We start from the raw sequence: 10,905 nt of genomic DNA, 5'->3' as shown, positions 1-10,905 counted from the left end.
GGTTGGTTTCGATCGCTTACCACGCACCCCCACTCCGGAATATCTAACTCACTAGCCGGAATAAAGCTCCTTCCTTCAAGTTCGATCGGATTAGACATAGCAATACCTCTCTAGATGGAGTAGACGACATCAAGAATTTTTGAGCGGACAATTAGCGGCAACTTGTGCTTAAGTATCTCATTTTAGCCGTGAATCGTGCCGCTTGATGACTCAATTTTAATAGAGCTATTAGCTTGCATTGACTGTGCGTTCGTGATATATTGTCTGTGACACATTTATCCTATCTATTTACCGATAGTATGAATACACCTGGGGGTGTGGTGGAATGGTAGACGCGACAGACTTAAAATCTGTTATCCGTAACGGATGTGCGAGTTCAAGTCTCGCCACCCCCACTATGAAAAAGTTTCAAAAAAGAGGCGATCGAGAACATCTCGATCGCCTCTTTTGACTTGAAATTTGGCGTTGCTGAATTCGGATATGAAGCATAGATTTTGCCCTCACCCCGCCAGATCCCTCGGCTCTGGCGGGGTGAGGGCAAACCATACCTTAAATCAGCAATGCCTTAAATTTAGCTGACATCTCCACGTGCGGGGACATCGTAGCGGAACGATCGATTATCGCGCCCAGTCGGTTCCCGCCCAAATCCGCACGAATAAAACACCTGTAACTAAGGCACCCAACGCCCACTTCACGGCGCTTTTGATTAGAGTCAATCTTCGGTCGTTACTAGTGAGCGTAGATTGCAGCGTGAGATTTTTTTCTTGGGTGGCGGCATTTTGCTCTTGTGTTGCCTTAAAAGCTTGCGGATCGCCTGTAATGCGATTGGCTTTCATTGCCGCTTCAATTTGAGCGGGTTGCAACTTCTTGAGTTCGGATTGAACCAGTTTAGCTTGAGCGATTCTCGGCTCGAATTGGGCATCAAGTTGTTTTTGACCCTGCTCGTTGAGAGTTGGCGCATTGAGAAAGAAAACTACTACTAAGGCAAAGTAAAATACCCCAGAGAGTAAGGCAATCCAGGATAACAATCTTAGGACGATCGACTCTCTTTTTTTGCGAGATTCTAGATTGTCATAGAAAACTAAAATAAAACCGATTAACGGTACGGCAGAACGTTCGACAAACCCCCCAGCCGTCTGAAACTGCCAACCGGGGTTGCCAAATTGTGAAGGACTTACCGCAAATGCGCTAATCACATCAAACAGTGTCAGCAGTAGCAATCCATAACCAACAGCACGGAATAATACGAGAAAAGAAGTCATATAAGTAGCACCTTTAATTTTGAGTCGATCGCAGCACAGAAAATTGAATTGGGAATTTTAGATGGTCGGAAAATTTCCCTGCCACCATCGCGTCCAATTTAGGCCGACTGTTTGTAACATTTTCATCGTAGCATCAGGTGCCGCTGCATCGATCGGCGTCGAGAGGATCGTCCACAGACAGCGACTATCTCGCAATGTTTGGCGTCCCATCAACCATGGCACGACCCGATCGAAAGGGATACCGCTAGCGAGCGGATTGGGATTACTATTGGCATGAAACTGATCCCCCGTCACCGTAGCAATGCCGCGCGGATTGATGCAAGTACCAAAATAAGCCGTTTTCTTATCGGCAAATAAACTATAGAATCCCACACCTGGTTCCTCTCTCAGTGGTGCAGACTGGAGCGCAGTCACGGGAATTTTTGTAAAGATCGGTAGCATGACATCCATCGTCGGTCGATTGGCAACTCCATTAGTGATATAGCGGATTTCCAGATCGATCGGGCGAGAATTGTACTCATAGCGATAAGCAGATCCCGCACCGACGAGTTTATTTTCGATCGGCAACGCAGCTAATGGCTTACTTGTCAAGAACTTTGTCGCGGGCAAGGGTACCTGCCGGGGGAAATTCACCGCTGCTGGCTCCTGTAAACCTGTTGGTTTGGGAGTATCGAAGACAGCTTTGCCCAATACGCCGATCGCCCCGACGCATAAAGTTAGCAACAGCGATTGACGGGCAAGATTGCGCACAGAAATCATCACTCTGACTCCTGCGCTGACTCAGGCTTGAATAGATCGAGCAATACCCACACCAGTAAAACTAGTAACCCGGTGCCAATGACGGAAAACACCAGCGAACCCGAACCTGTATGCCAATACTCAAAAGCCGCCATCTGTTTTTGAGATACTAAAATTGCCATTAGCGATACCCGCATGGCATTTACCAGAAAGCCAATGGCGACGGCGGCGACAGGCAGCATCAATTTCTGAAACCATTTCCACGGTAAGGGCAATAGTGCTAAAAATAAAACTGACATCCCGAGTAATTGCGTCATTGCCACGACACCAGAACAGCCACTGTAAACTTGGACGCTACCACCTGGCAACTCCAGATTAATGCCATTTTGGGTCACGGCAACGCCCGAGTACCACAGCATCGAAGTCGCAAATTTAGCTGTCAGTGGTGCGGGATCGGTCAGCTTTGCCAGCAGTACTTCCGGGATGCCCGCAAAAAATAACAGCATAATCTCGCGCCCATATTCCCGCAGTCCCTGAAAACCAGCCGCGATCGTCGCCAGTCCAATACTAGCTAGAAACGGATACCCAATTAAAAAAGATTCTTCACAGTAGCCGCTACTTTTGAGCAACAATAGCGACAGCAACAGCGCCCCAAAGACACTGGCAACTGGCCCGGTATGGAACTGAAGTTTGTCCTTGCGTTCCCAAATTAGGTAGGCAGCAGTCGCCCAAAACAGCGTCGTGGTAATCTGACGATCGGAACTGCTCAGTTTGTAGATGAGGGTGAGATTTATGGCAATGACCGCCACACCAAGGACCAACAATAAAAAAGCTGGGGATGTGGGCGAAATACGTTTGAATAAAGCCTGTTGGTTCATACTGGCGATGATTTGGATCGATTACCCACATTGACGATTGAGCAAAGCTCACACTTCGCGAACGCACGAGATCGGGGCGTGGGGTTTCCCCATTACTCTAAGATTTAGAGTTGTTTTTGATGACAATATCCTATCACCATCAGCCGCACTCAGCCGCACTCAACTGCCGATCGCAAAGTGTGAGCTTTGCTCGCTCGCGACCACATATAATTTAGTAGTTGTATCGGGATGAATGCTTGAATTATTGGTTGATGAAGTCCGAACCTGATGTCTATGGTATTAGCGATCTGGAGCGCGATCGTTACACCATCTGGGATGGAGTCCGTAATTACCAGGCTCGAAATTTTCTTAAATCCATGCAGGTTGGAGATTTAGCTTTTTTCTATCACTCCAATACGCAGCCGCCCGGTATCGTCGGATTGATGCAGATCGTCGAGTCTCAAGTCGTCGATCCCAGTCAATTCGATCCGACTGGGGACTATTATGACTCCAAAGCCACCACAGCCGCCCCTCGCTGGCATACCGTCAAAGTCGAATTAGTCCGCGCTTTTGGGGCGAAGATGACCCTAGAAACTCTCCGCCAGACGTTTACACCGGAACAGTTACTAGTTGTCAAACAAGGCAATCGTCTATCAGTGATGCCGATCCTCAGACAAGTAGCCGCACAAATCATAGAAATCGCAGACTCAGCATCTCCACCAGCGTAAAATGCGACCGAATTCTCTATTCCCTATTCCCCGATTGAGTAAGTAGTGCAAAATTTATTAAATAGATAATGCCTGAAACCTAGATGGTGGGCAATGCCCACCCTACTGTGACGACCAGACTAGTTGTCAAACAAGGCAATCGTCTGTCGGTGATGCCGATCCTCGGACAAGTAGCCACCCAAATCCTGTAAATTGCAGACTCAGCATCTCCTCCACCAGCGTAAAAAGCGATCGAATCCTCTATCCCAACTCCCAACTCCCAACTCCCATCTCCCAACTACATATTTACTGGTAACTTAATTCCCCAGCCTTTGTAATTGACATAATAACGTCCGCTCCGGGGCGGACAACCGATGGTATCGCACAAGTGATGGGTAAATCTTTCCTCCATCGCCCGTGCGGACTTTTCGAGGGGGTTATTTTGATAGATTTGTCCGCCACGATAATAACCTTGGAAGTAGCGTTCGCCAAACTGACTGATGCCGCCAGCTTGTTGGCATTGTCTGGCATGAGTGAGTTCGTGAGCCAGTAGCACCAAGCGATCGGTATCGCGGGGTCGATCCCCTGCCCGGATATAAATCCGGTTGCAATAAGTTTGAGCGGATGAATCGACACCACCAATATGGGTTTCCTTACCGCCCTGCGACCAACGATCGAGTAGTTTGGCTTGGTATACTACAGTGACGCGATCGACTAGATCGCCAAATAACGGTCGCAAATATCGCTTCTGAGCTAGCTCCAACGCTTTGCCAGGGGGATTGCGAAATTCCATGATTTGGGCGGCTAGGGGCAGCATGGTAGCACCAGTTTCGCTCCAGGCTAATTCGGAGCTAGGAGCGGCAACTTTGGGAATCTGGGGCAATTGAATCGTACCGATTAAGGTCGAATCTTTGCTAGTTAAGCGGTCGGGCAATGAGTGCGGCAACAGCAATGTCACGATGGCAACTGCTGTGACGGTAATAACTAAGCAAAATTGACAGAACTTTCTCAGATTCGAGATCATCACTCAACACGGCTTGAAGTAAATTTAGCAATCGAATTTATCTGGATTTACAAATCCCCTGTCTCATCATAGCAATCCCGTTGGGGTTGAGATCGTCGCGATCGCGACATCTACTCGTTTTTAGGCTTTAGGCTTTAGGCTCTAGGTGACAGATCTCGGCAGTTGGGCCAACTCAAGCAAATTTTACCAAACACTTCTCAGGGTGCAACTAAATAGCTAGAATTAGATCTAAAGAATCTTTTACACAGTCACAGGACTAAATAATTTATGACCCCCTCACTTGCTAATTTTATGTATAGTCTGCTTGCTGGCGGATTGATTATCGTCGTCCCTGCGACGATCGGTCTGATCTTCATCAGCCAAAAAGATAAAATTCAACGCTACTAAGATTTATCAATGTCAGATAATTCTAGCCTCAGTTAGGTCTGATGACCGATCTGAGGTTTTGTTGCGGAAAAATTAGCCGATCTACGGATGGACGAACGGCAGCGATCGAGCCAAAATAGAAGTGGTGAAGTTTTTGCCATAGTAGAAGCTTCTAATTAGTCGATCGACACCAGCTAATGGTGAATGCTAAGATCTACGAAGAATCGAATAGCTTTTTACCATAATCGAGTATTTAATGTCCCAACGGTTTACACCGTTATGTTTTACACATTGAGGAAATCACCGTGATTGGCATTTCTGCGGCTGCACTATTTGGTCTAGTTTTGATTATTGCGTCTCTGAGCCTGTTTCTGACCAGCAAGTTCAAGCCCGAGCTGTATCAAGAGTCTGACAACATTTATGCTGTCATTGGCATTGTTTGTGGTATTTTGCTGGTGGCTAGCTACGATTTAGGCGCAGCAATGGCCTTCCAGCAAATGCTGATGATTGGCTCTCTGATTACCATCATGTGGCAGTTTATTCAGGTGCGTGCCGAAAATAAGCAGCTCAAAGGCGGTGGTCGCGGTGCTGGTCGCGAAGCCTCCTCACGGAAAGGTTACACAGCTCAGATTGATGATGAGCCAGCATATGCGCCAGCCGAACGGCGCAATCGTCGCAACAAAGATAGATTCGATCGTAATAACAACGAACGCGAAGACCGAGAAGAGTTTTCTAGTCGTCGTGCGACTAGAGAGTTGCCGGAAGACAGGTTTGCTCAGACAGCCCCGCGCCGCCGTCTCGCCGAGCCAGCTCGCACCGAAGTAGGCTACCTCGATCGTCGTCAAAATGAAAGTTGGGACGAAGAGGACTGGAATGATGCTAATGATTCTGGCGAACCAGTACAGGTGCGCCGCGCCTTACCAGATGCCGATCTAGCTAGCACCCAGTCGCAACGTCAATCGCCGAGAAGAAGATCGGATCGTCCCGTTGGCGAGGCCGCTAATTCGCGAAGCGTCTCGGAGAGAAGAGAAGCCTATCCGAAAGATAACTTAGACCAGCCGCCGCAACGAGAATGGGATCTGACGGCTACTGCCGATCCAGATGTCAACCCTCGCCGCCGTCGCCGTCCAGAGCGCGACCCAGCGGAGCCAGCTCGGGATCGATCGGCAACAGGGCAAACTGGGACAACCACCAACTATATCGACTACGAACCAATCGATCCGCCAGCAGGACTGCCGACATCCGGCCCAGAACCGATCGTTTTCCCCGATCGCTATTAAAAGTACATTTAGCTTAAAAACACGCTTTCTGAGGCAGCTTAGCCCTAGAGAGCGTGTTTTTTAATTCGTGGGTATGCTAAGTGATATAACGCTACCGCAATCCCAACCACGTCCACAAATCTTGCCCTGTTACTAGTTCTATCACCAATAATATGACGAAGCCGATCATGGCAAAGCGGCTGTTGACAGTCTCGGCATAAGCATTCCAGCCAAAACTAGGTTCGACAGCGGGCGTGGCAATCTGAGTGTCTGTTTGTGTTTTGATGGTCACGATCGGTCTTTACCTCTGAATTTATTTGAGTCATTTCGATCTTAATATATCTCCAAACCTACTCACATCACCATTTCCCGTAAATGTGCGATCGAGATCGACGATTGTAATGTGATGTCATCACAAACATTTATGAGAACGTAGATAACAATATAGATAAGTCCACAGCAAACACCGAAGATTGACAAAGTAAGTAAAATCACATAGAGCGCCAGATCGAATATTTCCTAAATACTCATAACTGGTAATCCCACTGATGGAGTTTGACAAGAATTGAGACTAAACTTAACGAACTAGAATTAACAAAAATATTTGTTGACAGTCAGTGAAATTAAGCAGGCACGAGTACCATTTGCAAAGCTAACGATTTAGACGACACCTCTATTTTAGCTACTTAGTAGCGACATATAAGACAATTACCAGCACTATTCGATCTATTTTGACAATTCTTGAATAAATCGGTCGTCCAGAGCGAATTCGATCGCACACAACATCATTATCGAGTGCTAACCATCGAAATAGATGTGTGAATCGATCGCAACCTTGACAATCCCCAATTGGTTTCTCCCACCAATCCCCAATTATTTTCAAGCATCTACCGCGATCTATTATCAACTCTTAATTAAAAAGTGTCATGACTACCGTTTTAGAATGCGATCTGAAGCACCACAGTTTACAATTACTTCGAGAATATCATCAAACGGGAAAAGCCAGACTGCGGAATAAAATTGTAGAGTTAAACTTGGGACTGGTGCGGAAGGAAGCGCACTATTGGGTGAGTCAATGTAAGGAAACTTACGACGATCTACTTCAGGTAGGCAGTATCGGTCTTATTAATGCGATCGATAAATTTGAAGTTGGTAAAGGATATGCTTTTAGCACCTTTGCCATGCCCTACATTCGGGGAGAAATTCAACACTATCTGCGCGACAAAAGCTCAGTTTTGAAAATGCCTCGGCGGTGGTTTGCACTAGTGCAACAAGCCGGAACTATTACTAAAAATTTCCAAGCACAGCACCAGCGCCAACCTACTGAAGTCGAAATTGCCCTCGCATTAGATATTCCGTTAATGGAATGGCAAGAAATCAAAATGGCGTACCAAAATCGCCAACCAGTCAGCCTCGATTGTCCGGTTGGTAGTGATGAAGAAGCCAATAATCTAGCCGATCTGCTGCCAGATCGCCACTACCAAAGTTTTCAACTATCTCAAGAAGATCGGATCCGCGTTCAGCAGAGCTTGGTGTCACTAGAACAACATACCCGTCAAATTCTAGAATTTGTGTTCCTCCACGATCTCACTCAAAAGCAAGTCGCCGAGCGGATGGATATCAGCGTAATTACCGTCTCCCGTCACGTTAAGAAGGGTTTGAACGTTCTTAAAGTCATGTTGGTAAATAACGAAAACTAATAAGTCAACATTCGCGGTTTGCTGAGGATTGTCTCGGCAAACCGCATCTTTAGTAACCGATACTCTTTGACGATCCTGTTTTTTTCTAAAGTTTATCTTCTATTCCCTATTGCCCATCTGTCTTGAAAAGGTGCTCTACTTGTCTCGCCTTTGTCTCCCACCTCCCATCTCCCATCTCTTCCCGGATTTACGCCGTAGACTACTAGTTAATTATTCACAAGCGATAGTATCGATCGAGATGTGGGTAGTATAAAAATAAACAAACCTATTAGCAGCAGAGGCGATCGATCTCTGAGTGCGTTACAGGGTAAGCGCCCGATCGTTCTAACCGTTGTCAAAGTTATATGTATATAAATATTCAGGGAAGCGAGGTATAGAAATTAATGAATAAATCTTGGTTTTATCTAGTAGGTACGATCGGTACTTTATCAATCCTCACTACTAGCTGTGGGGATGGTAGCAAGCCACCAGCAACACCATCGGCAAGTCCTGCGGCGGTTGCTAGTCCTGCGACTCCTACCCCTGTAGCAGCCGTTCCAGCCGCAACTACGACCCCAACGACAACAATGCCAGCGGTGGGCACCAAGCCGCTCGTGCCTGGTAAACTTGGCGTGGTTGTCGCTTCAGCAGGCTTAATTCCGCCAACGAATGGCGATAATTGGGCAAAAACGGTTACGAAGGGTCGCACAGATCCCTTTGCCACTCTGGTGCTACAGCCGATCCTAACTAAAGATCCGCTGATTGCTACAGGCAAACTGCAACCAGCAACCCCGAATACCAGTAAGTCTCCAGCAATCAAGTCCGGGGTAAATAAATCCTTACCAACTATTAAAACTGGGACTAACTCCACCAATATCGCCGACGTTCCAGGTAAAACAAAAATTGCGAGAAAGGGTGCCAACACCAACGATTCAGGAATTACTCGCGATCGTAACTCTGTAATTTCTAAAGCTGGGATCGATAAAGTACCATCAAAGTCCACAGCGGGTAAAAAAGTTGCTAAAAACAACGTCTTGCGTCCTGTAAAGATGGCAAATACGCCATCTAAACCAGTTAAAGTGACTAACATTGCGGCTCTGCCACCAAAAGCTGTCGAAAAACCTTTGCAAGCGATGGCAGTAGAAATATCTGGAGTGATTGAAGTCGAAGGGAAAACTCAAGTTATTGTGAAGCTACCGAGTGAATCCTTTAGCCGCTATATTGAGGTAGGCGATCGGATTGCTAACGGTAGAGTTTTAGTCAAACGGATCGAAGGTCAAAATAGTCTTTCCCCAACTGTCATTTTAGAGGAAGTTGGCGTTGAAGTCTCGCGTAGAGTTGGCGACAAGCCTGCACCAGAAACTCCTGGAACAGCCACGCCACCAATTAGATCTTAACAGTTTTCATGATTTTAATTAACATCAAGCCCGATCGATTCGATCGGGCTTTTTTGAGATTAATAGCAATCGATATCTCTATCTATCTACCGCGTCCAAAAAACTGACTAACTCTTGCAACTTATCCCAAGCAACACCACTATTCAATACGGCGGTTGCCAGCTCGATCCCTTGTTGATGTGCGCCGATCGGGATAATATTGGCTACTTGGAGTGCTAATCCAGCATTGATCGCCACTACATCGCGTTGAGCGGGAGTGCCTTTGCCTTGCAGCACGGCGGTGAGGATCGCCGCATTTTCCGCCACATTGCCACCTGCGAGAGCCGTAATCGGCGCGGGGGTAATGCCTAGCTCTACCGGATCGATACTGGTGAGTTTGACTTCACCATTAGTTAGGATGGCGAGATCTGTCGCATCGCCCAAACCAGCCTCATCCAAACCTTCGCGCCCATGTAGCACGATCGCTTGTTGAGTACCGAGGATACCTGCGGCTTCGGCAATAACTTCGAGCAGATGGGGCGTATATACGCCGATAATTTGTCCCGTGGGGCGCAGCGGATTGACAAGCGGCCCGATCAGATTAAATACCGTCCGAATCTTCAATTCTTGGCGGAGCGGAGCCACTGCTTTCATGGCTGGATGCCAGCCAGGAGCAAATAAAAAGGTAATGCCAACTGCGTCTAAAGCGGCAGCTACTCGATCGGAAGGGGCTGTCAACTTTACACCGAGGGCTTCTAATACGTCGGCAGAACCGACGCGACTGGATGCCGATCGATTTCCATGTTTGGCAACTTTTGCACCTGCTGCTGCGGCTACAAATGCTACTGCGGTGGAAATATTGAAGGTTGATGCACCATCGCCACCAGTGCCGCAGGTATCGATCGCCGATGTGGGTGCGATCGTTGAAGGTTGCAATGCCTGAGCCATGCCAGCGAGTTCTGGGGCGGTGATTTTTTTGGCTTCGAGTGCGGCTAATATTGCGCCGGATAATCCGAGTGGGATCTCACCATCGAGCCATCCCTGCATGAGGGTTTTGGATTGGGATTGAGTAAGCGATTGCTTTGCTAGTAATTGCTGGAGTAGCTGCGACCAGGTTGCGGGTTGGGTTAAGGTAAGCATGGGGATTTAGGATAGTAAGTAAATAAAGTAGGGTGTGTTATCCCGCAGGGTAACGCACCGTCTAGGTTCGGTACGAGAGTTGGTGCGTTGCGCTACGTGAGCTTGATTTGAGAAGCGGGTTGAAGTCGATCGAGATTACACTCGCACCAAGAAAGTATCCAAATACTTAGCCAGAGTGTCGTAATCGTTAACTGCGGCAATCAATCCGACATGACCATCGGGACGAACGAGGAGCATCTGTCCATCGCGCCCCAGTTGCCGATCGTGATCGCGCTCCATTGGTTGAATTGTCGCCACCTTGATTTTCGATCGGTATTGACCGACGATTTGATAAGCTCGTTCGACTACCTCAGTGTCTTTAGTCCGCAGTAGCAGCGTCCAGTGGTGAATCGAGAGTAAGCGATGCAGATTTGCCCATTGTCCTTCGCCAGATACTACTGGGACATTGGGGATGCGATCGCCTGCATGTAATGACCCACTAGCCTTTTGCTGTAAGG

Annotated in this window: 11 protein-coding genes, 1 tRNA gene and 1 pseudogene; 6 read left to right on the top strand and 7 right to left on the bottom strand. The window is 47.5% G+C overall.

Going from position 1 to position 10,905, the window contains the following annotated elements; translation table 11 throughout:
* The first annotated feature begins 311 nt into the window (after positions 1-311).
* Positions 312-395 (top strand) — tRNA-Leu (locus RMO52_RS22000).
* Between the two features lie 222 nt (positions 396-617).
* Here the strand turns inward: RMO52_RS22000 and RMO52_RS21995 are convergent.
* From RMO52_RS21995 to crtA, 3 genes are read right to left on the bottom strand one after another with little or no spacing between them, the layout of a single operon-like run.
* Positions 618-1,262 carry an HpsJ family protein gene (locus RMO52_RS21995; protein ID WP_310418573.1) on the bottom strand — a complete coding sequence of 215 codons (645 nt, stop codon included), beginning with the start codon at positions 1,260-1,262 and terminating at the stop codon, positions 618-620.
* A gap of 57 nt (positions 1,263-1,319) precedes the next feature.
* Positions 1,320-2,021, bottom strand: a complete 702-nt coding sequence (locus RMO52_RS21990) for a cyanoexosortase A system-associated protein (RefSeq protein ID WP_310418570.1) — start codon at positions 2,019-2,021, stop codon at positions 1,320-1,322.
* Positions 2,021-2,878, bottom strand: a complete 858-nt coding sequence (gene crtA / locus RMO52_RS21985) for a cyanoexosortase A (RefSeq protein WP_309742703.1) — start codon at positions 2,876-2,878, stop codon at positions 2,021-2,023. The genes RMO52_RS21990 and crtA overlap by 1 nt, the downstream gene beginning before the upstream one ends.
* Positions 2,879-3,114: 236 nt before the next feature.
* Here crtA and RMO52_RS21980 point away from each other — a divergent pair, with 236 nt between their 5' ends.
* Positions 3,115-3,585, top strand: coding sequence for an EVE domain-containing protein (locus RMO52_RS21980; protein WP_310418567.1), 471 nt, complete (start codon positions 3,115-3,117; stop codon positions 3,583-3,585).
* 277 nt (positions 3,586-3,862) lie between these two features.
* Here the strand turns inward: RMO52_RS21980 and RMO52_RS21975 are convergent, their stop codons facing one another.
* The gene (locus RMO52_RS21975) at positions 3,863-4,588 is read right to left on the bottom strand and encodes a DUF4157 domain-containing protein (RefSeq protein ID WP_309744036.1); all 726 of its coding nucleotides are present in this window, start codon (positions 4,586-4,588) and stop codon (positions 3,863-3,865) included.
* Positions 4,589-4,855: 267 nt separating this feature from the next.
* Here RMO52_RS21975 and RMO52_RS21970 point away from each other — a divergent pair, with 267 nt between their 5' ends.
* On the top strand, positions 4,856-4,975 hold the full coding sequence (locus RMO52_RS21970; RefSeq protein WP_309744032.1) for a photosystem II reaction center X protein: 120 nt from the start codon (positions 4,856-4,858) through the stop codon (positions 4,973-4,975).
* A gap of 284 nt (positions 4,976-5,259) precedes the next feature.
* Positions 5,260-6,234, top strand: a complete 975-nt coding sequence (locus RMO52_RS21965) for a Ycf66 family protein (protein WP_310418564.1) — start codon at positions 5,260-5,262, stop codon at positions 6,232-6,234.
* 91 nt (positions 6,235-6,325) lie between these two features.
* Here the strand turns inward: RMO52_RS21965 and RMO52_RS21960 are convergent, their stop codons facing one another.
* On the bottom strand, positions 6,326-6,505 hold the full coding sequence (locus RMO52_RS21960; RefSeq protein WP_309744028.1) for a chlorophyll a/b-binding protein: 180 nt from the start codon (positions 6,503-6,505) through the stop codon (positions 6,326-6,328).
* Positions 6,506-7,139: 634 nt separating this feature from the next.
* On the opposite strand from RMO52_RS21960, the gene RMO52_RS21955 reads away from it, so the two are divergent.
* Both RMO52_RS21955 and RMO52_RS21950 read left to right on the top strand, forming a co-directional pair.
* The gene (locus RMO52_RS21955) at positions 7,140-7,913 is read left to right on the top strand and encodes an RNA polymerase sigma factor SigF (RefSeq protein WP_310418561.1); all 774 of its coding nucleotides are present in this window, start codon (positions 7,140-7,142) and stop codon (positions 7,911-7,913) included.
* Positions 7,914-8,296: 383 nt separating this feature from the next.
* Positions 8,297-9,289, top strand: a complete 993-nt coding sequence (locus RMO52_RS21950) for a hypothetical protein (protein WP_309742000.1) — start codon at positions 8,297-8,299, stop codon at positions 9,287-9,289.
* A 78-nt stretch (positions 9,290-9,367) separates the two neighbouring features.
* On the opposite strand, the gene trpD is transcribed toward RMO52_RS21950, so the two are convergent.
* Entirely contained in the window at positions 9,368-10,408 is a 1,041-nt protein-coding gene (trpD, locus tag RMO52_RS21945; RefSeq protein ID WP_310418557.1) for an anthranilate phosphoribosyltransferase, read from the bottom strand.
* Between the two features lie 135 nt (positions 10,409-10,543).
* Positions 10,544-10,905 (bottom strand): annotated as a pseudogene (locus RMO52_RS21940) (2-polyprenyl-6-methoxyphenol hydroxylase); the annotation flags it as partial.

Source organism: Chamaesiphon sp. OTE_8_metabat_110 (assembly GCF_031382685.1).
In the GTDB taxonomy this organism is placed as follows: domain Bacteria; phylum Cyanobacteriota; class Cyanobacteriia; order Cyanobacteriales; family Chamaesiphonaceae; genus Chamaesiphon.
This window is presented reverse-complemented; position numbering and strand designations above follow the sequence as displayed.

What these genes read in the sequence shown, in the direction of transcription:
- RMO52_RS21995 (WP_310418573.1), bottom strand. Translation starts at nt 1,262, where the DNA reads ATGACTTCTTTTCTCGTATTATTCCGTGCTGTTGGTTATGGATTGCTA.
- RMO52_RS21955 (WP_310418561.1), top strand. Translation starts at nt 7,140, where the DNA reads ATGACTACCGTTTTAGAATGCGATCTGAAGCACCACAGTTTACAATTA.
- crtA (WP_309742703.1), bottom strand. Translation starts at nt 2,878, where the DNA reads ATGAACCAACAGGCTTTATTCAAACGTATTTCGCCCACATCCCCAGCT.
- trpD (WP_310418557.1), bottom strand. Translation starts at nt 10,408, where the DNA reads ATGCTTACCTTAACCCAACCCGCAACCTGGTCGCAGCTACTCCAGCAA.
- RMO52_RS21990 (WP_310418570.1), bottom strand. Translation starts at nt 2,021, where the DNA reads ATGATTTCTGTGCGCAATCTTGCCCGTCAATCGCTGTTGCTAACTTTA.
- RMO52_RS21975 (WP_309744036.1), bottom strand. Translation starts at nt 4,588, where the DNA reads ATGATCTCGAATCTGAGAAAGTTCTGTCAATTTTGCTTAGTTATTACC.
- RMO52_RS21950 (WP_309742000.1), top strand. Translation starts at nt 8,297, where the DNA reads ATGAATAAATCTTGGTTTTATCTAGTAGGTACGATCGGTACTTTATCA.
- RMO52_RS21970 (WP_309744032.1), top strand. Translation starts at nt 4,856, where the DNA reads ATGACCCCCTCACTTGCTAATTTTATGTATAGTCTGCTTGCTGGCGGA.